This is a genomic window from Spectribacter hydrogenoxidans, from assembly GCF_031846275.1.
Lineage (GTDB): Bacteria > Pseudomonadota > Gammaproteobacteria > Nevskiales > Salinisphaeraceae > Spectribacter > Spectribacter hydrogenoxidans.
In genome coordinates this window covers 74,767-95,765 of record NZ_JAVRIB010000001.1, presented here as the reverse complement: position 1 = coordinate 95,765, position 20,999 = coordinate 74,767, and the positions used below count along the sequence as shown (strand labels likewise).

General features: G+C 66.0%; 23 protein-coding genes. 12 read left to right on the top strand and 11 right to left on the bottom strand.

Annotated features, from left to right (window positions below):
- Nucleotides 1–42: 42 nt before the first annotated feature.
- The 3 genes from RM532_RS00495 to RM532_RS00485 form a co-directional block, all read right to left on the bottom strand.
- Nucleotides 43–3,114, bottom strand: a complete 3,072-nt coding sequence (locus tag RM532_RS00495; protein WP_311651128.1) for a penicillin acylase family protein — start codon at nt 3,112–3,114, stop codon at nt 43–45.
- A gap of 98 nt (nt 3,115–3,212) precedes the next feature.
- On the bottom strand, nt 3,213–3,482 hold the full coding sequence (locus RM532_RS00490) for a DksA/TraR family C4-type zinc finger protein (RefSeq protein WP_311651127.1): 270 nt from the start codon (nt 3,480–3,482) through the stop codon (nt 3,213–3,215).
- Between the two features lie 127 nt (nt 3,483–3,609).
- Entirely contained in the window at nt 3,610–4,368 is a 759-nt protein-coding gene (locus RM532_RS00485) for a hypothetical protein (protein ID WP_311651126.1), read from the bottom strand.
- A gap of 280 nt (nt 4,369–4,648) precedes the next feature.
- Here RM532_RS00485 and RM532_RS00480 point away from each other — a divergent pair, with 280 nt between their 5' ends.
- A complete protein-coding gene (locus RM532_RS00480) occupies nt 4,649–6,289 on the top strand; it encodes a flavin-containing monooxygenase (protein ID WP_311651125.1) in 1,641 nt (546 codons plus the stop codon).
- A gap of 78 nt (nt 6,290–6,367) precedes the next feature.
- Here RM532_RS00480 and RM532_RS00475 read toward each other — a convergent pair whose 3' ends face one another.
- Entirely contained in the window at nt 6,368–7,036 is a 669-nt protein-coding gene (locus RM532_RS00475; RefSeq protein ID WP_311651124.1) for a hypothetical protein, read from the bottom strand.
- Nucleotides 7,037–7,193: 157 nt separating this feature from the next.
- On the opposite strand from RM532_RS00475, the gene RM532_RS00470 reads away from it, so the two are divergent.
- From RM532_RS00470 to RM532_RS00450, 5 genes are all read left to right on the top strand, one after another.
- Entirely contained in the window at nt 7,194–7,556 is a 363-nt protein-coding gene (locus RM532_RS00470) for a hypothetical protein (protein ID WP_311651123.1), read from the top strand.
- Nucleotides 7,556–7,954 carry a hypothetical protein gene (locus RM532_RS00465; RefSeq protein WP_311651122.1) on the top strand — a complete coding sequence of 133 codons (399 nt, stop codon included), beginning with the start codon at nt 7,556–7,558 and terminating at the stop codon, nt 7,952–7,954. The genes RM532_RS00470 and RM532_RS00465 overlap by 1 nt, the downstream gene beginning before the upstream one ends.
- A gap of 116 nt (nt 7,955–8,070) precedes the next feature.
- Nucleotides 8,071–8,637, top strand: a complete 567-nt coding sequence (locus tag RM532_RS00460) for a DUF2452 domain-containing protein (RefSeq protein WP_311651121.1) — start codon at nt 8,071–8,073, stop codon at nt 8,635–8,637.
- A 231-nt stretch (nt 8,638–8,868) separates the two neighbouring features.
- Nucleotides 8,869–9,165 (top strand): response regulator transcription factor, encoded by a 297-nt coding sequence (locus RM532_RS00455; protein ID WP_311651120.1) that lies wholly within the window; start codon nt 8,869–8,871, stop codon nt 9,163–9,165.
- A gap of 105 nt (nt 9,166–9,270) precedes the next feature.
- Nucleotides 9,271–10,158: an AraC family transcriptional regulator gene (locus RM532_RS00450; RefSeq protein ID WP_311651119.1), complete on the top strand. Its 888-nt coding sequence runs from the start codon at nt 9,271–9,273 to the stop codon at nt 10,156–10,158.
- Between the two features lie 21 nt (nt 10,159–10,179).
- Here the strand turns inward: RM532_RS00450 and RM532_RS00445 are convergent, their stop codons facing one another.
- The 4 genes from RM532_RS00445 to RM532_RS00430 all read right to left on the bottom strand — a co-directional run bounded on the left by RM532_RS00445 (nt 10,180) and on the right by RM532_RS00430 (nt 15,001).
- Nucleotides 10,180–11,727 (bottom strand): fatty acyl-CoA synthetase, encoded by a 1,548-nt coding sequence (locus tag RM532_RS00445; protein ID WP_311651118.1) that lies wholly within the window; start codon nt 11,725–11,727, stop codon nt 10,180–10,182.
- 101 nt (nt 11,728–11,828) lie between these two features.
- Entirely contained in the window at nt 11,829–13,454 is a 1,626-nt protein-coding gene (locus tag RM532_RS00440; RefSeq protein ID WP_311651117.1) for a flavin-containing monooxygenase, read from the bottom strand.
- A 97-nt stretch (nt 13,455–13,551) separates the two neighbouring features.
- Complete coding sequence (locus tag RM532_RS00435) at nt 13,552–14,034, bottom strand: cupin domain-containing protein (RefSeq protein WP_311651116.1); 483 nt, start codon at nt 14,032–14,034, stop codon at nt 13,552–13,554.
- A 139-nt stretch (nt 14,035–14,173) separates the two neighbouring features.
- On the bottom strand, nt 14,174–15,001 hold the full coding sequence (locus RM532_RS00430) for an OmpW/AlkL family protein (RefSeq protein ID WP_311651115.1): 828 nt from the start codon (nt 14,999–15,001) through the stop codon (nt 14,174–14,176).
- A 174-nt stretch (nt 15,002–15,175) separates the two neighbouring features.
- Here RM532_RS00430 and RM532_RS00425 point away from each other — a divergent pair, with 174 nt between their 5' ends.
- The 3 genes from RM532_RS00425 to RM532_RS00415 all read left to right on the top strand — a co-directional run bounded on the left by RM532_RS00425 (nt 15,176) and on the right by RM532_RS00415 (nt 17,465).
- A complete protein-coding gene (locus RM532_RS00425) occupies nt 15,176–16,129 on the top strand; it encodes an ATP-binding cassette domain-containing protein (RefSeq protein ID WP_311651114.1) in 954 nt (317 codons plus the stop codon).
- Entirely contained in the window at nt 16,126–16,920 is a 795-nt protein-coding gene (locus tag RM532_RS00420) for an ABC transporter permease (protein ID WP_311651113.1), read from the top strand. The genes RM532_RS00425 and RM532_RS00420 overlap by 4 nt, the downstream gene beginning before the upstream one ends.
- Before the next feature lie 113 nt (nt 16,921–17,033).
- Nucleotides 17,034–17,465, top strand: coding sequence for a DUF4345 domain-containing protein (locus RM532_RS00415; protein WP_311651112.1), 432 nt, complete (start codon nt 17,034–17,036; stop codon nt 17,463–17,465).
- 7 nt (nt 17,466–17,472) lie between these two features.
- Here the strand turns inward: RM532_RS00415 and RM532_RS00410 are convergent, their stop codons facing one another.
- Genes RM532_RS00410 through flgA form a run of 3 tightly spaced genes read right to left on the bottom strand, consistent with a single transcriptional unit; the run spans nt 17,473 to nt 19,009 of the window.
- Nucleotides 17,473–17,925, bottom strand: coding sequence for a hypothetical protein (locus tag RM532_RS00410; RefSeq protein WP_311651111.1), 453 nt, complete (start codon nt 17,923–17,925; stop codon nt 17,473–17,475).
- A complete protein-coding gene (gene flgM, locus RM532_RS00405; RefSeq protein WP_311651110.1) occupies nt 17,922–18,284 on the bottom strand; it encodes a flagellar biosynthesis anti-sigma factor FlgM in 363 nt (120 codons plus the stop codon). The genes RM532_RS00410 and flgM overlap by 4 nt, the downstream gene beginning before the upstream one ends.
- Before the next feature lie 41 nt (nt 18,285–18,325).
- Nucleotides 18,326–19,009 (bottom strand): flagellar basal body P-ring formation chaperone FlgA, encoded by a 684-nt coding sequence (flgA, locus tag RM532_RS00400; RefSeq protein WP_311651109.1) that lies wholly within the window; start codon nt 19,007–19,009, stop codon nt 18,326–18,328.
- An 82-nt stretch (nt 19,010–19,091) separates the two neighbouring features.
- Between flgA and RM532_RS00395 the strand changes: the two genes are divergently transcribed.
- The 3 genes from RM532_RS00395 (at nt 19,092) to flgC (ending at nt 20,995) form a co-directional block, all read left to right on the top strand.
- Nucleotides 19,092–20,030, top strand: coding sequence for a chemotaxis protein (locus RM532_RS00395; RefSeq protein ID WP_311651108.1), 939 nt, complete (start codon nt 19,092–19,094; stop codon nt 20,028–20,030).
- A gap of 153 nt (nt 20,031–20,183) precedes the next feature.
- Nucleotides 20,184–20,588 carry a flagellar basal body rod protein FlgB gene (gene flgB, locus RM532_RS00390; protein WP_311651106.1) on the top strand — a complete coding sequence of 135 codons (405 nt, stop codon included), beginning with the start codon at nt 20,184–20,186 and terminating at the stop codon, nt 20,586–20,588.
- Nucleotides 20,589–20,590: 2 nt separating this feature from the next.
- Nucleotides 20,591–20,995: a flagellar basal body rod protein FlgC gene (gene flgC, locus RM532_RS00385; RefSeq protein ID WP_311651104.1), complete on the top strand. Its 405-nt coding sequence runs from the start codon at nt 20,591–20,593 to the stop codon at nt 20,993–20,995.
- The last annotated feature ends 4 nt before the right edge of the window (nt 20,996–20,999 follow it).

Below are 20,999 nucleotides of genomic sequence, written 5' to 3'. Positions count from 1 at the left end.
CCATTGGCAATACACGTGACATTGTAAGCGAGAGCAGCGGGGCTACCGCCGCCGTTCGAATTCCACCACCTGCTGGAAGGTCGGCCGGTTCTGCCAGTCGATGGCCGGTACCGCCGACAGGCCCAGCGGACGGTGGACGATGCGATCGCCTGCCTCGTCGGCGTCCCAGTTCGCCCGGTTGGCGATGCCGCCGAGGCTGTCCAGCGCCGTGGCCAGGCTGGTGCGCAGCGCCGCCCGGCAGTTGCCGTCGGGCCCGCCGCACTCGAGTTCGCGGTAGGGCCGCGGGTCGGTGTTGAGCGCCATGTCGAACACGCGCTCCAGGTACTGGAAATAGCCGGACTGGTAGGCCGAGCCCATCGGGCCCGGCGGGTTGTCGCGGCCCATGATCATGCGGTTGCCGCCGTTCACGTTTTCCAGCGCGGTGAGCTGCGGCAGCACCTGCTCGATCATGGGGTTGTACCAGGCGTCCATCAGGGCGACAGCCGCGTCGTCGTCGTACTCGCCGTTGTTGTCGCGGTCGCGGCGCAGGGCGCCGCCCGCGACCCAGTCGCGCATCAGGTCCACGGCGGCCTGTTCCTCGTTCGTCAGCGTGCCCTGCTCGAGCACATCCAGGGCCGACGGGAGCATTTCCTGCCCGCGCAGGTCCACGGTAGCGGCATCGCCCATCGCCTCGACCACGTTGGCGCGGGTCACATTGCCCTGGTCGACCAGGGCTGTCAGCCGGCGGTCCAGGGAGTCGTTGCGGTGGTTGGGGCCGTAGCTGGCGTTGGCGTCGGCCGCCCACCAGTCGCGGGCCGGCCGGTTGTTCCAGCTGGCCAGATAACCGCGCGACGGATTGATCGCCTGCGGGTGTTCGGCCAGATTCAGAAAGCCCTGCCAGTCGCGGGTGCCGTCACCCCAGACCGGCAGGTCCGGATGCACGCCCTCGGCCCGGCGCGGATACAGGCCCGAGTGGATGAAGGCAATGTCGTCGCGGTCGGCGAAGAACCAGTTGAAGCTGCCGGTGGTGGTGTTGAACACCTGCAGGAAGCTCTCCGCATCGAATACATCGTTGCGGGTAGCGAGGAAGAAGGGCACCACGGTGTCGAGCTCGGCCCGGTAGGTGCTGCGCTGGCGGGTCAGTGCCACCGGCTGGCCGTCGACGGTGGCGAAGGCGAATACCGGCCCGTATTCGTCCGTGCGGATGATGTCGCGGGTGACCGCGAAGTTCTGGCCCACGCTGGCCGGGTCGTCCATGGGTACGGCCAGATTCCAGCGCGCCGGCCACGATTCGGTGAAATGGTCGAAGGCCTTGCACTGGCCATTCACGCGATAGCCGGAGCGGGGTTCCCCGGCCTCGGCCGCGCACAGGCGCACGGCCCGTATGTCGGTGAGGTCGGAACTGCCCGAGGTGGCGCTCCAGGCGAAATCCACGCCGCGGCCGATTACTACGTAGGGCAGGCCCGCGAAGGTCATGCCGCGGGTGTGGATGTCGCCGCCGTGCACGGCCATTTCCACCAGCAGCTGCGGGGTGAAGTAACTGGTCTGCGGGCCGAACACGGCAATTGGGTTGCCGCTGGCGGTGTGGCTGCCGCCGACCAGCAGAGCGTTGGAAATCTGCCGGGGCAGGCCGTCGGCCAGACCCGACAGGGACCGGGCGAGGCTGGCGACGCGCTGCCGTGCCCGGGCGAGCTGTTCGGGTGAGGCCGCCGCTGTTGCCTGGCGGCGCAGCGGCGGCTGAACGGTGGTCTGGTTGCTGGTGAGCCCGCCCAGCAGGCCCCCGAGCAGTCCGTCCAGGATATCGATCACCGGCGCGGTGCCGGGAAGCTGCGGCAGGTTGCCGGTCACCACCGGATCCGGGCAGGCGGTCTGCTGCTGCAGCCCGCAGGGCTCGGTGGTGAAGAAGTCGTGCGGCTCGTAGCTGCCGGCGTCGAAGAATGCGTTGCCCGGATAGGCGGCGGCGAAATCCCCCTGCAGCGGGCAGATGTTGTCGTCGTAGTCGGCCGGCGACTGGGTGGGGAAGGATTTGGTGGTGGTGACCGAGGACGCCGGGTCCAGCGCATGGCGGATGTCCCGCCACAGGCGGCAGGCGGTGGCGGCATCGGCGGTCTGGTCGGCCAGCGCGTGCAGCAGGCGGACGTTGTCCGCCTCACCACCGCCGCCGCCGGCGAAGATCGACTGGATCAGCGTGGCGATGGCGTGGACGTCCTCGGGGGTGAAGTCCTGCAACTCGACGCCCAGGGCCAGGTATTCGATCGGCAGCTTGGAAGTGCCCGCCGCCTGCAGCTGGGCGGAGGTACGGACCTCGGCGACGTAGGTGTTCAGCCCGTCGACAAACGCCTGCACATCGGCGAGCACCTGCTCGCCGGCGGCCCCGAACTTCTCGGCGGTTTCGGTGATCTGGCGGGTGCGATCGGCCTCGCGATAGGGCGCGGCGAAGGCAATGTCGCGATCGAACGAGAAATCGGCCGGGCCCAGGAATTTCGACAGTTCGCCCCGGCCGGCGCGGCGCAGCACGTCCAGCAGGAACAGTCGGTCGGCGGCGGTAACATAGCCGGTGCCGAACAGCGCGTCCGCCCGGGTGTCACCGAAGATGTGGGGAACGCCGCGGTCGTTGCCGCGCTTGATGGCGACCTCGTAACCGGCGCCGGTCACGGTCTGCCCGCTTCCCGCAGGAAAGTCGTCCGGGCCGCGCATCTCGGCGGTCTTGAAATAGGTTGGTACCAGCTCATCGTTGGTCAGCCCGGGTGGGCTGTGGGCCAGCGCGTCGTAGGCGCCCAGCTGATCCATGAAGTGGGTCTCGGCGGCCAGCGCCGGCACCAGACCGGTCCGCTCGGAAACCTCCTCGACGACCGGGCCAAGTTCGCTGACCGGCAGCGGACCGGGCACGCTGGCATTGGCCAGGCCGCCCGTGTCGTCCTGGCCGGGCGGCAGGATGTTGAGCACGGTGCCGTTGTCGGCAAACGGTGCGGTGACCGCCGGGGCGTTGGTCAGCGGCACGCCCGGCGAGACCGGGCCGGGGTCGTCCCCGCCATTGTCGCCGCCGCCGAGGTTGATCCCCCCGCCACCCGAACCGCCGCCGCAGGCGCTCAATGCCAGCAGCACAGCCGGCAGACTCGGGAACAGTGCACGCATACAGGCCTCTCCCAAAGCGATCAGATCGCTTTTCAGATTTATTTCAAAGGGAGTGTAACCGGCCCTTGACAGGCGCCCAAGCGCTATTGACGGGTGCGTCAGCGCAACTGGCTGTCCTTGCTGCCGCGGCGGTTGAAACCGCCGGCGTTTGCCTCGGCCTGATCGGCCTGGCTCTGGCAGGTGACGCACAGCCGCACGCCGGGCACGGCCTCGCGCCGCTTCTCCGGAATGGCGTCACCGCATTCCTCGCAATGGGTCAGCGACTGGCCGGCGCCGCCCAGCCGGCGGCGGGCCTGCGCGACCGCGTCGTCGACGGTGGCGTCGATCTGTTCCTGAACCGCGCCTTCCTTTGCCCAGCCGGTTGCCATGTTGCACTCCGCGTCTTTCTGGTCTGCTGTAGATAGCAAGAATGGGTCGCCCGCCGGCCGCATGCAAGAACGCCCCGCACGGGGGCGGGGCGTCGATGCAGTCGTCGGACTGTACGGGGGTCGGCTATCAGCTGCCGAACAGACCGCCGAACACGCCGTTAAGCAGGCCGGACTCGGCCCGGGCCTTGGCGGCGACCTTGAACTCGGCCTTGTTGAGCAGGCCATCATCGTTGTCATCAGCCATGTCGAAGTTGCTTTCGATGTCGGCATCGGCACTGGCCTCGCTCCGGCTCAGTACGCCGTCCTCGTTGCCATCCAGGTTCCGGAACTGGGCGGCGAGCTTGCTGCTCAGTTCCACGCCGACGTTGGCGCTGGCGGCGGCGGCCTTGCGTGAATCGTTGGCCAGCCCCGCGGCGGCGTCGGCCGTGGCGCTGATGCCGGCCTTGGTCTTGTCGGCGACGGCGCCGGCCGCATCCTTGCTGGCTTCATAGCCGGCCTTGGCGCCGGACTTGACCGCGCCGGCCGCCTTGCCGGCCGCTTCCTTGGTTTCGTTGTAACCGGCCTTGGCGCCTGCCGTGGCCTTTTCGGTCAGGCTCTGATCGGCCTCGGCCCGGAGACTGGCCTTGTATTCGGCGCTGGTCAGCGTGCCGCTGTTGTCCTTGTCATAGGTCTCGAACATGGAGGCAAGCGAGGTATTGGCTTCCGCTTCGCTCTCGGTGATCACGCCGTCATCGTTGGCGTCCAGCGCGCGGAACTGTTCGGTCAGCGAGGTCTCGGCATTCACGCCGATGTTGATCTTGGTGTTCAGGCCCAGGTCCACTGCCTGTGCGGTACCCGCGCAGAGCAGGGCCGCGGCGGCCGCGAGATGAAGGTTGGCATGGCGCATGGTGCGTTCCTCTGATTGAAGTGACGGTCGGCAACCCGGCCAAAGCGGCCTGTTGCTGTGCAGCATTCTAGAGCGCCTTCCTGAACGCGACCTGAATTACCTGATGATGGGGATCAATGCCGGTGGCGGACGCGTTATGCTGCGACTCGTACGGCGTGGTTGCGGCCTACCCAAAGGGGTGACCGTGGTGTTGCCGTGTCGTGCTAACGTCAGCCAAGTTACCAAATAAAGGCCCGGTGACCGGGCGAATGACGTTCCAGAGATTGTGGAGGAGAGTGTTATGGGCGAAGCAGTGCAGAGCGTTAAGGAGGGCACCACCAACGGCGCCGCCCTTGATTACGAGGCGGTTGTGGTGGGCGCCGGCATCGCCGGGCTTCACGAAGTCTATCGACTGCGCGAGATGGGTGTATCCGTGATCGGGTTCGAGGCCGGCAGCGATGTCGGCGGCACCTGGTACTGGAATCGCTACCCCGGCGCGCGGGTGGATTCACAGTCGCACATCTACCAGTACTGGTTCTCTCAGGAGTTGCTGGACGAGTGGGACTGGAGCGAGCGCTTTCCCGCCCAGCCCGAGACCGAGCGCTATCTGAACTACGTCACCGAGAAGTTCGACCTGCGCAAGGAATTCCGTTTCAACACCCGGGTGGAGTCGGCGAGTTACGATGAGGCCAATCAGCTGTGGACGATAACCACCGACAAGGGTGACACGCTGAAAACGCGCTTCTTCATCAGCTGCACGGGCATGCTGTCGGCGCCGCAGATTCCGTTCCCCGGGCACGAGAAGTTCCGCGGCCAGATCTGCCATACGGCCCGCTGGCCGCACGAGAAGGTCGAGATGGCCGGCAAGCGCGTCGGCGTGGTCGGTACCGGTGCCACCGGCATCCAGGTGATCCAGACCATCGCCCGGGAAGTGGGCGAGATGTTCGTGTTCCAGCGCACGCCCAACTACACCATCCCGATGCGCAATCCGCAGTACGACGACGCGGATCGCGACGCGCTGCGCGAGGAGTACCCGGAAATCGAGAAGACGGTTTTCAACACTTTCGCTGGCTTCGATTACGACTTGAGCGAAACCCCGTTTAACGATATGACTCCCGAGGAACGCGAGCAGCGGCTCTGGGACCTTTGGAACGACGGGAGCCTGCACTTCTGGCTGGGCTTTGCGGAGGTATTCACCGACGAAGAAATCAACGAGTACATTTCCGAGTTCGCGCGCGAGCGCATCCGGGAGCGAGTCGACGATCCGGAAACGGCTGAAAAGCTGGTGCCCAAGTGTCACGGTTTCGGCACCCGCCGTGTACCGTTGGAAACCGGCTACTACGAGGCCTATAACCGCGACAACGTGCATCTCGTGGACGTCAAGGAAGATGCGATCGCCGAGATCACGGAAACGGGCGTCAGGCTGGAAAGCGGTGCCGAGTACGAGCTGGACATTCTGGTGATGGCCACCGGCTTCGACGCCGGCACCGGCGCTCTGACCCGCATCGATATCCGCGGCCGCGGCAACCAGTCACTCAAGGACAAGTGGGACAAGGACATCCGTTCCACCCTCGGTCTGCAGGTGCATGGCTTCCCCAACCTGTTCACGGTGGCGGGTCCGCTGGCGCCCTCCACCGCCTTCTGCAACATGGCCACCTGCCTGATCCAGCAGGGCGGCTGGGTGGCTGACACCATCGGCTACCTGCGCGACCAGGGGCGGCACGTGATCGAGCCGACCGAGGAAAAGGAGGCCGAGTGGGTCGAGCACCATGACGAGGTGGCCAACCAGACCCTCGTGGTCAAGACCGACTCCTGGTACATGGGTGCCAACATCGACGGCAAGCCGCGGCGGCTGTTGTCGTACATCGGGGGCGCCAATGCCTACCACCAGATGTGCGACGAACTGAAGGAAAAGGGCTACCCGGGTTTCGCCATCAGCTGACCCCGCCCGACATCTGCCGTGACGAAAAACGGGGCCGCATTGCGGCCCCGTTTTTCATGCGCCGGTGGTCGTGCCGCGTCAGAAACGGAAGGCCGCACCCAGCATGACAACCGGGTAGATCTTGAAGTCCGCCAGGTCTTCCTGCAGCTGGCGTTCCTCTTCCCGGATGCCGGCGGTGCAGGCGGCCTGATTGATCGTGTTTGCCTGCGCACAACGCAGTGATGCCTCGCCTTCTCCGATGTACATGGCGCCGAGATCGAAAGAGAAGTGCCACCGTCCGGCGGTGCCCACTGAATTGCCCCAACCGAGGCCCAGGTAGGGCGCCGCGCTGTTGAAGTCGATATCCCCCTCGATACGGTCACCGTTACCGATCAGCCCGAGGCCGCTGCCGAGTTGGCAGTCGGTCCGGGTGCAGCGCCCGTTGGCCCGGATGTCCGATCCGTTGTGGAACAGCCCGAGGCTCAGCCGGAATACGCCCCCGGCCGGGTGCAGGTCAACCATGCCGCCGGCGAACAGCAGGTCGGCGTCGGCCTCGTAATCCACCTCGTCGGTCTCGCCGCTGGTGTCGACCGAAATGCCGGCCACGATGGCGCGGATATTGACGTGCTCGCTCACACGGGTGGTTGCGGTCAGGCCGAGGCCCATGGTCCCGGCGGTCACGCCGGCGGCGAGGCTGGAATCCTGAGCCTGCACCCAGGCCGGCAGCAGGGCCAGACAGCAGCCGGCCAGAATCTTTTTGCTGGGCATCGAAATTCTCCCTGGAGACGCCCCTCGGGCGATTGTGGTGTGCAGGTGTGGTGTCGGATTTCAGGCTAGCCGAAACCGGTTGCCATCCGCCATCCCTGACTGTCAGTGGCGTGGGGTGCAGGTTAGGATAGCCACCGGATTGGTCGGGAGCAGGTGCATGAATGCGGGTTGGTGGGTCGTGTTGGCGGGCGCGCTGCTGGCGCTTGTCGCTGCTGGACTGATCTGGCGTCAGGCGTGTGGGCTGCGTGGCCGTGTTGATGCACTGGGGCGTGATGTTTCGGCGGCCGATGCCGAGGTGCGGCAGGCCATTGCAAGTCGCGAGGGCATGTGCCTGATTGTGGAAGTGGCCGATCCGCTGGCGGTGGCGGCGGTGCATTCCCGCATGGCCGGCCCGGTCAGCGGTGTGGCGCCGGGACTGGTCCGGCGCCGGGTGTATGAACAACTGCGTCGCGAGCTTGACGAACAGCTTCGGGAGCGCGGCATCGATGCCCGGATCGGTATCCATCGGGGCAGTGATTGATGGTGACGTGCCTGCTGATACTGCTGATCGAGGCGCTGGCGGCCAGCCTGCTTTGGCGTTGCCATCACCAGGTACTGGCCGGCGAGCAAGCGGTGGCCTGGTGGCAGAGCCGACTGGCCGACGCCCGGCGGGAAGTGCAGGCGCGTCATGATCTGGAAGCCAACCGTCAGTTGGTCGAGGAAACGGTGGATTTCGCGACTGCCTCGGTCGAGCGTATCCACCGGGCCATCGCCGATCTTTCCTTCGACCTGTGCGGGTCGGGCAGCCGACCGGTCCGCGAGGTGCACGATCACACCAGCGGCCTGGTCTACCGGCAGATTCGCGGCACCAATCGGGGCATCGGCAAACTGATGTCCGGATTGCTGAAGTCGCCCGCGCGGGATGATCGTGACGATTGAATCGGCTCGATCATCCGCCGATGGGCTTGCATCCGTACGAGCCTGCCCCACGTTCATGCATGAGGTGTCGGCGGCAACGGTTATCTGCCGCGGAAATTCGACCACTAGAGCAATCCATGGGCAAGAACCCGAATCCGCAGGGCAAGGGCGGTTCGCTGGTATTGAATACCCTCAGCGAGCAGCGCGCGAGGCTGGCCGCGGTGCCGGCCAAGCATGTCGAACAGGTCTCGACCGAGCTGTTCACTTCCCTGTTCGTGCTGGAAAGCGAGTTCCGGTTCCAGCCGGTGCCGGGCAAGCCCTACTACCTGTATTGCAAGGTGGGCGTTTACCGGCTGTCGATCAATCCGCCCTCGATGTGGAGCGAGGACATCGCCGGTCGTTTCATTGGCGAATGCGAACTGCAGCCGGACATGACCTGGACACTGGCGCTGGCCGACGACATGGCCGACGATCCGGCCTTCATGGACGAGCTTCAGCGCAAGCGCGATGCTTTCGAGCAGCGACTGGACGGTGCCGACAGCATGGACGAGGTATTGCCGGTGCATGAAAAGCGGCTGGGCTTCTATCGCCGGGCATCGGCATTCGCCCTGGCCCACTCGCTGGGTCGCTCGATGCAGCAGTCCGGCATTCTGGAACTGTCCTACGCCGAGGCGCAGGGCCGTCTCAAGCACGATGGCGAGTAGCCGCGCGCGGCAAGAACATTCAACAAGGCCGGTTGTTGCGTTCAATACACCGGCTGCGGATCGGGGCACACTCGGTAAGCCGGCTTCGGGCCGGCACTGACCGGAATTCCAACAATATCGGACGGTGCGCCGCGCAGGCGGTCGTCGACGCGGGTGTTACCGCCGGGGCATCCGGCACGCGCCTCATCGGCTCCGCCGCAATCCGGCGTGCCCCGGAGGAGGTGCGTTTTCATGCTGTGTCTCAATCGTCCCGCGGATCCTGACGTGCTGCTGGTGGAGCCGCTTACCCGGCGGGAAAAGCGGGTGCTCCAGCTGGTTGCCCGCGGCTGGTCGAACCAGCGCATCGCGCAGGCGCAGTTCATCAGCATCAATACGGTGAAATACCATCTTAAGAACATCTACCTGAAGCTCGATGTGCACAAGCGCACCGAGGCGGTCTGGGTGGGCACGCGAATCGGGCTGGTCGACACCGACGAGCCGGATGGCGACGACGTGCAGCCGCGGGAGTTGCGGTTCGCCTCGGCCTGACAACCGTGGACTGACTATCAGCGTACCGGCGATTCATGCGGCCGTGCCCTGGCATGTGGTCGGATGGCGTCGTATATTCGGCGTGATCAGGTTCCAGGACCTTTCATGACCGAGCCGATCACACCGGATCAGCTTCCGGCCTGGGTGCCGGGCAGGCTGACCTTTGACACTGACGACCTCGACTGGGGCGGCATGCGCCTGCGCGGCTGGCACTACGCCCCGTCGGATGTCTTCGTGCCCGGCATGCGGGACTACATGATCGTGGCCTATGGCCGGGGCGTGTCGCCCATGGCGCGGCAGTGCGTCAGCCGCTGGCGAAACGAGTGTGTCGCCCCGGGCAACATATCCCTGCTGACCCATTGCATGCAGGCGCACTGGCGCTGGAGTCAGGACGTCGAGGTCACCCACCTCTATCTCTCGCCGGATCAACTCACCCGGGTGGCGGCGGACGTGTTTGATCGCGATGTCAGCGATGTGCAACTGCACGATCTGCTCAAGGCCGAGGACGGCTATCTGTGCGGGCTGGTGCAGCAACTGGCCGACGAGGCCCGCGGCCCCGGCCTGGGCGGTCGCCTGTTTGCCGACGCCGTGCTCAACCAGGCCTGCGTGCACATCCTGCGCCATTACGCGGATGTGTCCTTCCGCGAACCGGATGGCGTTGCCGGCGGGCTGTCGCAGCGCCAGCGCCGGGCGTTGCTGGAATACATTCACGCCAACCTGCATCGCAACATGGCGCTGGCGGAACTGGCCGGGGTGGCCGGGCTGAGTGTCTACGCCTTCGCGCGGCGTTTTCGCGCGGCGTTCGGCGCCCCGCCCCATGCCTTCGTGCTGGACCAGCGCATCGATGCCGCCCGGCGGCTGCTGGAGGAAAGCGACCTGCCGCTCAAGTGCATCGCCGGGCGCTGCGGATTTTCCGACCAGAGCCACATGACCCGCAGTTTCCGGCGGCGGTTCGACCGCACGCCGGGCCAGTGCCGGGCCGCCCGGCACTGATCCCGACGCCGGCGCGGCGCCTTACTCGCTGAACCGGTCGCGCAGTTCGCGCTTGAGCAGCTTGCCTGCGGTATTGCGGGGCAGGTCGTCCACGAAATGAAACACCTTGGGCACCTTGTAGGCTGACAGGTGCTCGCGGGCGTGGGCTTCCAGCGCGGCCGCATCGGCGCTTTCGCCCGCCTTCAGGCAGACCACCGCGGCCACTTTCTCGATCCACTTGTCGTCCGGCAGGCCGATCACCGCCACTTCGGCCACCGCCGGATGGGTGTAGAGGCAGTCTTCCACGTCGCGACTGGACAGCGTGACGCCGCCAGTGTTGATGATGTCCTTGATGCGGTCTACCACGTACAGGTAGCCACCTTCGTCGAAACGGCCCACATCCCCGGAGTGGAACCAGCCGCCGGCGAAGGATTCCTCGGTCTGGTCGGGCTTGTCCCAGTAGGCCTGGAGCAGCTGGGGGGAGCGATAGACGATCTCGCCCAGTTCGCCCACGGGCACATCGTTCATGTCCTCGTCGACGATGCGCACGTCCACGTTGAACACCGGTCGCCCGGCCGAGGTGGGACGATCATCGTGTTCCGCCGGTTGCAGGACGGTGGCCAGCGGTCCGATCTCGCTCTGCCCGTAGCAGTTGTAGACCTGCAGCCCGGGTAGTCGCTCGCGCAGTTCGTGCAGTACCGGCTCCGGCATGATCGCGGCGCCGTAGTAGGCCTTATTCAGGGCGGACAGATCGCGATTGTCGAAATCCGGATCGCGCAGCAGGGCGATCCAGGCAGTGGGCGGGGCGAAGAAGGCAGCGGCGCGGTGTTTTTCGATGTAGTCGAACACCGGGCCGGGTTTGGGGCCGTCGATCAGCGCCGTGGCGCCGCCGATGAGCAGTTGCGGCATCAGGAACACGTGCGTCGGCGCCGAGTGATACAGCGGCAGCGCGCCGAGGAACAGGTCATTCGGATCGATCGACAGGGCGATGATGGTGCTGGTGTAGTGGGCCATGAGCGCCCGGTGGGTCATCATCGCACCCTTGGGCGCGGAGGTGGTGCCGGAGGTGTAAAGCAGCTGCGCCAGCTCGGTTTCCGCCACCGGCACTCCCGGCGCGGCATCGCTGGCGCCGCCCTGTGCCCAGGCCAGCACGTCCGGCTCGCCGCCCCCCGTCATGTGCCCGAGCAGCCGGACCTGGCTGCCCTGCTGGGCGGTGTCCACGTCGGCGTGCGCCTGGTCATCGATGAACAGCGCCGAGGCGCCGCACTGCTCCAGGATGTAGGCCAGTTCCGAGGTGGTCATCGAATAGTTGACCGGGACATGCACCAGGCCCGCCCGGCAGCAGGCCAGCCACAGCAGGGCGTAGGAATCGGAATTATGGGCGTAGGCCGCCACCCGTTCGCCCGGTTGGAGTCCGGCCGCGATCAGACCATTGGCGACGCGGTTCACTGCGGCATCCAGTTCCGCGAACGTCCACTGGCGATCACCGAAGATCAGGGCGGTCGCCTCGGGGTTGCGGCGCACGCTACGGGTCAGCGCTTCACCGATGGTGTTGCCGGTGACCATGGCGGCCATCGCTTCGTTGCTCATGTCTTCTCCTTGTCAGCCGGTTCGATTTGTCATGCAGAACCTCCAGCGCCTTGCACCGCCGTTCGCTGCCAGCGTAGCAAGTCGCCGGTGTCGATAACCCGTCAACCAGGCGTAGGGGCTGTATCCGGCGAGGTGGTTGGGGTCAGGGCAAATCCCTGGTAGCCGGCCGCGGTCACGTCGTCGCAGATCTTCTTGTAGTTGGCGCAGCCGCCGAGGTACACCATGAACACCCTTGGTTTGCCGGGCACGTTGGCGCCCAGGTACCAGGAGTCCGCTTTCGGTAGCAGGGTCGCGTCGGCGACCTCCCGGACATGCTCGACCCAGCCCTGTTCGGCTTCGGGTTCGGCTTCGATCGCACGGTAGTCGTGCTCGAGCAGGTGGGCGATACAGTCCGCCACCCAGTTGCAGTGCTGTTCGATCGCCCGCGGCATGTTGAAGAGCACCGACGGGCTCAACGGCCCGGTGATGAAGAACAGATTGGGGAAGCCGCTGGTGTTCAGGCCCAGATAGGGGCGCGGCCCGGCCGCCCAGTGGTCGGACAGCAGGCGGCCGCCCCGGCCGCGTATGTTCATCCGGTAGAGAGAGCCGGTAAAGGCATCGAAGCCGGTGGCGAAGATGATGTCGTCCACCAGGTAGTCCCGATCCGCCGTGCGGATGCTGTCGGGGGTGATGCACTCGATCGGCGTGGTTCTTACATCCACCAACTCGACATGGTCCTGGTTGAACGCGTCGTAATAGCCATCCTCCAGGGTCTGGCGTTTGGCGCCGAAGGGGTAGCCCCGGGGCGTGAGCTTTTCGGCGGTGTCCGGATTTTCCACCCGGGTCCGGATCTTGTCCCGGATGAATTCGGCCACGGTTTCGTTGGCACGCTCGTCCACGAGAATATCCTCGTAGCTGCCCAGCCACAGGTTCATGCCGCCGGCCCGCCACTTCTGTTCATAGAAGTGCTGGCGCGCCTCGGGGGTCTCGGCCAGTGCCGATGGCCGCACGTCGTCGAAGATCACGCCGCCCGGGAAGTCCCATTCGCGCTGGCGGATGGCCGGGTAGTTGGCCTTGATGCGGGCCATGGCCTCGGTATCGAGCGGACGGTTGCCAAGCGGGCAGGCATAGGCCGGGGTTCGCTGGAACACGGTCAGGGCGGCGGCCTGTTGTGCGACATGGGGTACCAGCTGCACGCCGGTGGAGCCGGTGCCGATCAGCGCCACGCGCCGGCCGGAAAAGTCGACGGTCTCGTGCGGCCAGTCGCCGGTGAAATAGGTATTGCCGCGGAAGTCGTCGCGTCCGGGAAAATCCGGAATCCGTCCCGCCGACAGATTGCCGGTGGCGGCAATGAAGAATCGCGCCCGGATCCGGGCGCCGCCATCGGTGCAAACCAGCCAGGTATCGGTGGTTTCATCGAAGTCGGCGCCGACCACGCGGGTGTCGAATGTGAAACTGCGCATGAGGTCGAAGCGCTCGGCAACGTGGTTGAGGTAATCCAGTACTTCCGGCTGGGCCGGGAAGCGCTCGGACCAGTTCCACTCCTGCTCGAGTTCCGGCGAGAATGAATAGCAGTAAAGCTGACTCTCGATGTCGCAGCGGGCCCCGGGGTAGCGGTTCCAGTACCAGGTGCCGCCCACGCCCTGGGCGGCCTCGATGCCCTGCACCGAAAGGCCGAGGCGATTGCGCAGCAGGTGCACCATGTACAGGCCCGCGAAGCCGGCCCCTACCACGACTGCGTCAAGCATGTGATTGTCAATCGGGCCGTTGGACACGGGCCCTTCTTCGCGATGCCGCATTGCCCTTGGTTAGTTGCCGCGAGGCGTGATTGTCGGTCCGCCCCGGCTAGGCGCCAGTATTCTGCATCCCCTGCAGTGCCTTGAAATCACTCAGGCCCAGCAGTTTGACGGGATTCAGGTCGGCGTCGAGCAATTCGTAGACCGCGCCGTCGGCGCGGATGTTGCGGTTGCTGAAGAACACCACCACGTCCTGATCGCCGCCGCCTTCACTGTGCGGGTCGCCGTTGCCGTCGCTGTAGACGTAGCTGCCGACCGGACGGATTTCGGTGAGCTTGTCGTTGCGGTCGTACAGCCGCAGTTCGCCCTGCAGCACCAGCGTCCGGTAGGGGGCCAGGTGCCGGTGTAGCACGATGCGGGCATGGGCCGGGAAGCGCAGCAGCGCGTCCACCGCGCCCTGCTTCTCATCGACATCATAGAACCAGGCTTCGACACCCTCGAGCAACGGTTCGATCTCGCCCAGTTGCAGCCAGTTGATGTTGCGGTCATCGAACGGCAGTGTCTGATTGCTCTGTGCGGCGGGGGTTGCCATGGCAGGTCTCCTCTCGGATGGTTATGGCCATGAAGGCCTTGGGTCGCGCTGACATTCGCGCGTACACCTGATATTGCTTTCAAACTAACGGTAATGGTGGATCGCGGCCCCACCCGGATGGGTTGGCAGGGCCGCCGGCTCACTGGAAGTTATAACCGATCAGCAGGCTGAACACGAAGGTACCCAGGTCCAGGCTGCTGCGGCTTTCGGCCAGTTCCGTACCGTCGTTGGCCTTCACGCGGATGGTGGAATCGGATTCCAGGCCCAGATGCGTTGCGGCCATCGACAGGCTCCAGCGCCCGTCCAGCTGGTAGCTCATCCCCAGGCTGTAGACCGGGGCGAAATCCGACGAGGCATCCGGCGACACTGACGTCGGCCCGGGCTTGCCGGCTGCCAGGGCCAGGGGCGTGCCGAAGTTGTCGCGAATGTCCGCGCGCACGCCATCGCTGAGGCCCACGTCGGTGAAGAAGGTATAGGTGGCACCCAGCCCGATGTAGGGACGGAAGGTGGCATCGGGTTGCCCGAAATTGTACTGCAGCATGAACACCGGGCTCCACTGCCGCGCTTCGCCGATCGGATTGCTGTCAGGATCACCCAAGTTCACGCTCAGCAGCTCGCCGGTGAGCCCGGGTGGGGCGACCATGCCCTGGCCGCTGATGTCGAACTTCACTGGTATGCCGCCATCCAGCGCCATTGCCAGATGATCGGTCAGGAACAGCTTCACCACCATGGCGAGGGTGCTGGAGTTGCTCACCGACAAGCTGGTGCCGGGAGAATTGAAGCTGTCGCCGGTCAGCAGGGTGGCCAGCCCGGGCCGCACGCGAGTGCGCACGGTGCTGCTGGATTCGTCCGGACGGATGTGGGCGAGACCGGTGAGCACGACGATATCGCCCTGCTTCTGGGCCGGCGCGGTTTCGGCATGCAGCAACAGGATCAGGCAGACGAGGCCGGTCAGACAGGATTTCAAGACAGCTCCCGGGTGGCATCGGCAGCCAGGCTGGGTTGGCCATCGGATGGTGCCTGCCCGCAGCCACGGCGACAACCGCGGTCCGATCGGGGTGGTCTGCGGTGGACAGAATGCCCGCTTCGGTGGACGATGACGCCCCCGCGCCACTCGCGCGATCGGATTCACTGAATAGTCATGACACCCGCCATTCAGGCCCGCGGCCTGGTCAAGAATTTCGGTGCCACCCGGGCGCTGGACGGCGTCGACCTGACGGCGCCGCCCGGCACGGTCCTGGGCGTGCTCGGCCCCAACGGGGCGGGCAAGACCACGGCGGTGCGCATTCTCACCACGCTGCTGGCGCCGGATGCCGGCGAGGCCCGCGTCGGCGGTTTCGACGTGGTCGGCCAGGCTGCGGCCGTGCGCCGCCGGATCGGTCTGACCGGCCAGTATGCGGCGGTGGATGACAAACTCACCGGCCGCGAGAACCTGGTGCTTATCGGCCGGTTGCTGGGGCTGTCGCGGGCGGCGTCACGCCAGCGCGCCGGCGAGTTGCTGGGGCAGTTCGCGCTGACCGAGGCCGCCCATCGTGCCGCCCAGACCTATTCCGGTGGCATGCGCCGGCGGCTGGACCTGGCCGCCAGTCTGGTGGGACGCCCGGCGATCCTGTTTCTCGACGAACCCACCACCGGGCTGGACCCCCGTGCTCGCCTGCAACTCTGGGCGCTGATCCGGCAGCTGGTTGCCGAGGGCACCACCGTGTTGCTGACCACCCAGTATCTCGACGAGGCCGACCAGCTGGCCGATGACCTGGTGGTGATCGACGCCGGTCGGGTGATCGCCACCGGCACGCCCGCAGCGCTCAAGGCCCGGGTTGGTGACCGGGCCCTGGTGGTGCGGGTGCGCGATCCCGCCGACATCGATCGGCTGCGACCCATCGTGGCCGACCTGGTCGGTGTTGAGCCCCAGCGGGACGGCGACCGGTTGACCACGCCGGTTGCCGATCCCGGCGTGCTGGTGGAACTGGTTCGCCGGCTGGACGCGGCGGCCATCCCGGTCACGGATCTGGCCCTGCGCCAGCCCAGTCTGGATGACGTGTTTCTGGCCCTGACCGGTCGCCACGCGGCGCCCCTCGACCAGGCATCGGCATGAGCGCGGCGCCCGCACGTTCTCGCCTGGCGGCGGTTGCCCAGCAGACCATCACCCTGGCCTGGCGTACGCTCCTGCAGATTCGCCACAACCCCTGGGAACTGGCGGATTTCAGCATCCAGCCGGTACTGTTTCTGCTGCTGTTCCTGTTCGTGTTCGGTGGCGCGATCGCCGGCACCACGGCCGAGTATCTCGCCTACATGCTGCCCGGGGTGATCGTGATGAACATGACGTTCGTCACGGTGTATGTCGGCCACGGGCTCAACACCGATCTCACCAAGGGGTTCTTCGACCGGCTGCGCGCCCTGCCCATCGCCCCCTGGACCCCGCTGGCGGGGCGGATCATCGCCGACCTGGTCAAGCAGGGCTGGTGCATCCTGCTGCTGCTGGCGGTGGGGTATCTGCTGGGGTTTCGCGTGACCACCTCACCGGTCGCGGTGATCGGGATGATCGTGCTGGTGCTCACCTTTGCCCTGGCCATGTCCTGGCTGATGGTGCTGGTGGGGGTAATCGCCCGCGATCCCGAACACGTCCAACTGTTCGGCTTCACCGCGCTGTTTCCGGTGACCTTCGTCAGCAACGCCTTCGTCCCGGTCGAGACCATGCCCGTCTGGTTGCAGACGGTGGTCAATCTCAATCCGGTGTCCCTGCTGGCCGACGCCGTACGCGGCCTGCTCGGGGGCGGCGAGGTACTGGCACCGGCGCTGGGCGTGCTCGCCTGGTCGCTGGCGATTACGGCGGTGTTCGCGCCGCTGTCGCTGTGGGCCCTGCGTCGACGGCTGACCCGTGGGTGAGCGGCCGGGGCGGTTGCCAGACGGTGATGACGCGGTACAGTACGATCAAGGGGAATGAGCGGGGATAACGTACAAACACCACCGCCCGTCATGCCGGGCAGGGGATTCCACCGATGAAAGCATTCAAGACCGTCGTGCTGCTGTTTGCCGCGCTGGCGATTGTCACCGGTACCGCCGACATGCTCCTGGGCGTGCCGGGACAGGCGGCGCTGGGCATGCAGCTGTCGGCCGAGGCCGCGAATGACGCCGTGCTAAACAGCCAGTTCCGGTTTCTCGCCAGCATCTGGCTGGGACTGGGTCTGCTGCTGTGCCTGTGCGTGTTCCGGCTGGAACGATACGGCCCGGTGCTCGACGGCGCGCTCGCGGTGGTTTTCCTCGGCGGCATCGGCCGGATTCTGGCGCTGGTTGATCAGGGCTTCCCCGACACGGCTTTCAGCATCGGGTTCGTGGTGCTGGCGATAGCCGTCGAGATCGTCGGGATGCCGGCCCTGATTGCCTGGCATCGGAAGTTGCGCCGTGCCCGGGGTAGTGCCGCTATGCCCTGATCGACGTTCAGGCCTGCCCCAGACTGCGGCAGGCCATGACGGCGTCGGCGCCGGGGCGGCCGCCGCCGGTATACAGGCCGCCGCCGTCGGCCTGGTGCAACTGGCGAGTCAGGCGTGATAACCGGCCGGCGCGTGTGCTGACCAGGGCCGCGTTGGCCAGATTCAGTTCCGCACAGCGGGTCGCCGTGCGTTGAAGTCGGTGTAGGGCTGCCTGGCTGATGCCGGGCGCGGGGGTTGCCGTCAGGGCGGCCAGATCGCGGTAACCGGTGCCGGCGAGAAACGTCTCGTATTCGCGGCCCAGGCGAGTGCTGATCCGCTCGAGTTCCCGACTGCTTTCCATCAAGCCACTGTAGTCGGGTATTTGCAGGGCCTGTTGCTGGGCACGCAGCTGCCGGTGGCAGTGGCGGGTCAGTGCCAGCACCCCGGCCAGTTGCCGTCGATGGAGGTTGGAATGGCTCATGCGCGGTTGATGGTGGTCTCGAATGCGAGCAGACGATCCGCAATCCGCGCAGGATTGATCGAATAGTCGCCGCTGAGAACGGCTTCGCGCAGCCGCGCGACCTTGGCGGTGTCCACGTCGTCTCCCGTTTTCAGGTTGTCGGCCAGCGACTGCAGTTGCTGTGCGTCGCACGTGAGCCGGACCGAATCGGTCGCGGGCACACTGTCCGGCCGGTTGCTGCCGCTGGCCTCGGCCGACGCCTGGCTGGTCCGGAGGCGGTTGCCGGTGACGCCGGGGGCGGGTCCGGGATTGTCGATTCGATGACTCAAAGTTGTCTCCATGCCTGCTTGCTTGTGACGGGTATCGGTCGCCAGCGTCAAATTTTTAGCGGTCGGGTGGAAAAAGATCCTCGGCCCTGGATTCAGAACGCAACATCCACGATGTCGCCGTTACGTACGCGTGCGCTGACCACCCGGCCACTGGAAAGATTGCGAACCTGGATCTGCTGACCGGTACCGCCGTCACTCATGGCTTCACCGTTGGTCCTGATCTCCAGTCCGCCGGATCGGGCGACCAGAATCACCCGCTGGCCGCGTCGAATCACGGCGGGCGTTTCCAGCCAGGATGGCGTCAGTTCAGTGCCGCCGGCCGCCGGGCGGCGAAGTCGCTGGCCCACCGCGTGGGCGGCGTCACGCAACACCGGATAACCGGACCTGGCCGGCCGCGTGATCACTTCGACATCCGTGGCCGTGATCACGTGACCACGATTCACCGCCCGCGTCAGCACCACCACCGACTGCTGTCGCGACAGGCGCACCGGAACATAAAGGGACCAGTTGGGCGCCGGGCAGGCCACCCGCACGGTCACCCGGGTCGCCCCCGGTGCCGCGCGGCCGGGGTTGGCAACCAGTGGTTCGGCACAGACCGCCAGCCGCAGACGCTGATCCAGGCTGGTGGCTTCGGCATGCACACCGTTACCGCCCAAGACCTGTTCGGCGGCCGCGCGGATGTCGGCGACGTCGTGCCATTGTGCGGCCATCGACGCGCCGGACAGCAGCATAAGGCTGATGGTCAGCCCGACATGAATGTGGAAAAGGATGGTCATGCTTGATGTAAAGCAATCGACGTGCCACGGGGCGACTCAAATCCGCTGCCGGGCGGCCGTTACCTGCCGCAAGGAGGCATCCATGGATTCACAACTGCTGTCACAGGTCGATCAGCGCACGCGGCTGGCGGGCTACAACCGGCTGGCACTGCTGCTGTTCCGGCTGGGCACCGAGGTGCTCTACGGTATCAATGTCTTCAAGGTGCAGGAAATCGTGCCGATGCCGCCGATTCGGCGGATGCCCGGCGCGCCGGCTGTATTTCGTGGGCTGGCCTCCACTCGCGGTCGGCTGGTGAGCGTTCTGGACCTCGCCGCCGCCATCGGACTGCCGGCCCCCGCGCGTGCCCCGGCCGGGCATCTGGTGATCTCCGAGTTCAATCGCTGCGTGCAGGGATTTCAGGTGGAGCGGGTGGAGCGGATTGTCAACGTGGACGTCGCCCACGTCCGGGCGCCGCGCGAGGATGATCCCGCCAGCTATCTGACGGCGGTGACCCGCATTGGCGATGACATCATCGAGATCATTGACGTCGAACGGGTGCTCGCGGAGTTCTCGTCGCCGCCGGCCACGGTCTCCGCCGAGCTGATTTCGCGGGCGGCGGAAAAGCCCACGCGGGGACCGCGACGGGTTCTCGTCGCCGACGACTCGCGGGTGGCGCGCACGCAGATCGCCGGGACCCTGCAGCAGCTGGGGCTGGAGGCGATTCTGGTCACCAGCGGCCGCGAGGCACTGCAGATGCTGGAAAGTATGGTCGCCGGCGGTCAGTTGGTCGACAGCGAGCTGTTGATGGTGATCTCCGACGTGGAGATGCCCGACATGGATGGCTATACGTTGACGACGGAAATCCGTCGCGATCCGCGCTTTGCCGGCCTTTACGTTCTGCTGCATACGTCGCTGTCCGGCGTGTTCAACAACGCGATGGTGGCCCGTGTCGGAGCCGACAAGTTCGTGCCGAAATTCAGTTCCGATGAGCTCGCACAGGGCATACTGGACCGACTTAACTCATTGAACGAGATCGCTTAATTTCGAGAATCCCCGGGCTCCAGGTGGTGACTTGGCCACGGGGACACCCCGCCCTGCCTGCGGGTTTTTCGGACCGTTTTCGATGCCGCGTATCTCCCCGTGGCACGCGGCTTGCTCCAGGGTTCCCGTGACCGATTCAGGGACCTGTGAGCGATGACTCAACCGATAGGATCTGCCAGCGACGCCATCTACGGCATCCATGCGGATGCGTTGCGCGTCAACCGTGACCGGCTGTCCGTGCTGGCCGCGAATCTGGCCAATGCGGACACCCCCAATTACAAGGCGCGGGATATCGATTTTCGCCAAGTGCTGGCCGGCGTCTCCAATGGCGGCCTGACCATGGCCCGAAGCGCGGGCAGCCACCTCAGTGGCACGGCGACCGCGGCGGCGGGTGTTGTCTATCGCCAGCCCCTGCAACCCAGCGCCGACGGCAATACCGTTGACGCCTCCCAGGAGCAGGCCCGCTTTGCGGAAGCCGCGACCCGTTATCGCGCCAGCCTGGATTTCGCCAATGGGCGCATCCAGTCGCTGATGCTGGCCATTACCGGAGGTCGGTGATCATGGCCGGCTTCGGAATTTTCGATATTGCCGGTTCGGCCATGGCCGCCCAGTCGGTGCGGCTCAACACCGTTGCCAGCAACATGGCCAACGCCGACGCGGTAACCGGCGATCCGGCCACTACCTATCGTGCCCTGCACCCGGTTTTCCATGCGTCTCGCCCCGATGCGTCGGGTAATGCCGGCGTGAGTATCGCGGGGGTGGTGGAAAGCACCGCCGAGCCGCAGCGCCGGTATCAGCCCGGCCACCCGGCCGCGGATGCCGAAGGCTATGTGTATGCCCCCAACGTCGACGTGGTCGAGCAGATGGTGGACATGATCTCGGCTTCTCGCAGCTATCAGAACAGCGTGGAAGTGCTTAGCACGACCAAGGATCTGATGCTGCGCACGCTCGAACTCGGCAAGTAGAAGG

Bases quoted from the DNA above. Each gene is read 5' to 3' on its own strand.
- RM532_RS00425 (WP_311651114.1), top strand. From the start codon at position 15,176: ATGACACCCGCCATTCAGGCCCGCGGCCTGGTCAAGAATTTCGGTGCC.
- RM532_RS00440 (WP_311651117.1), bottom strand. From the start codon at position 13,454: ATGCTTGACGCAGTCGTGGTAGGGGCCGGCTTCGCGGGCCTGTACATG.
- RM532_RS00435 (WP_311651116.1), bottom strand. From the start codon at position 14,034: ATGGCAACCCCCGCCGCACAGAGCAATCAGACACTGCCGTTCGATGAC.
- RM532_RS00475 (WP_311651124.1), bottom strand. From the start codon at position 7,036: ATGCCCAGCAAAAAGATTCTGGCCGGCTGCTGTCTGGCCCTGCTGCCG.
- RM532_RS00485 (WP_311651126.1), bottom strand. From the start codon at position 4,368: ATGCGCCATGCCAACCTTCATCTCGCGGCCGCCGCGGCCCTGCTCTGC.
- RM532_RS00445 (WP_311651118.1), bottom strand. From the start codon at position 11,727: ATGAGCAACGAAGCGATGGCCGCCATGGTCACCGGCAACACCATCGGT.
- RM532_RS00495 (WP_311651128.1), bottom strand. From the start codon at position 3,114: ATGCGTGCACTGTTCCCGAGTCTGCCGGCTGTGCTGCTGGCATTGAGC.
- RM532_RS00465 (WP_311651122.1), top strand. From the start codon at position 7,556: ATGGTGACGTGCCTGCTGATACTGCTGATCGAGGCGCTGGCGGCCAGC.
- flgC (WP_311651104.1), top strand. From the start codon at position 20,591: ATGGCCGGCTTCGGAATTTTCGATATTGCCGGTTCGGCCATGGCCGCC.
- RM532_RS00480 (WP_311651125.1), top strand. From the start codon at position 4,649: ATGGGCGAAGCAGTGCAGAGCGTTAAGGAGGGCACCACCAACGGCGCC.
- RM532_RS00395 (WP_311651108.1), top strand. From the start codon at position 19,092: ATGGATTCACAACTGCTGTCACAGGTCGATCAGCGCACGCGGCTGGCG.
- flgA (WP_311651109.1), bottom strand. From the start codon at position 19,009: ATGACCATCCTTTTCCACATTCATGTCGGGCTGACCATCAGCCTTATG.
- RM532_RS00415 (WP_311651112.1), top strand. From the start codon at position 17,034: ATGAAAGCATTCAAGACCGTCGTGCTGCTGTTTGCCGCGCTGGCGATT.
- RM532_RS00410 (WP_311651111.1), bottom strand. From the start codon at position 17,925: ATGAGCCATTCCAACCTCCATCGACGGCAACTGGCCGGGGTGCTGGCA.
- RM532_RS00470 (WP_311651123.1), top strand. From the start codon at position 7,194: ATGAATGCGGGTTGGTGGGTCGTGTTGGCGGGCGCGCTGCTGGCGCTT.
- RM532_RS00455 (WP_311651120.1), top strand. From the start codon at position 8,869: ATGCTGTGTCTCAATCGTCCCGCGGATCCTGACGTGCTGCTGGTGGAG.
- RM532_RS00460 (WP_311651121.1), top strand. From the start codon at position 8,071: ATGGGCAAGAACCCGAATCCGCAGGGCAAGGGCGGTTCGCTGGTATTG.
- RM532_RS00420 (WP_311651113.1), top strand. From the start codon at position 16,126: ATGAGCGCGGCGCCCGCACGTTCTCGCCTGGCGGCGGTTGCCCAGCAG.
- RM532_RS00490 (WP_311651127.1), bottom strand. From the start codon at position 3,482: ATGGCAACCGGCTGGGCAAAGGAAGGCGCGGTTCAGGAACAGATCGAC.
- RM532_RS00450 (WP_311651119.1), top strand. From the start codon at position 9,271: ATGACCGAGCCGATCACACCGGATCAGCTTCCGGCCTGGGTGCCGGGC.
- flgB (WP_311651106.1), top strand. From the start codon at position 20,184: ATGACTCAACCGATAGGATCTGCCAGCGACGCCATCTACGGCATCCAT.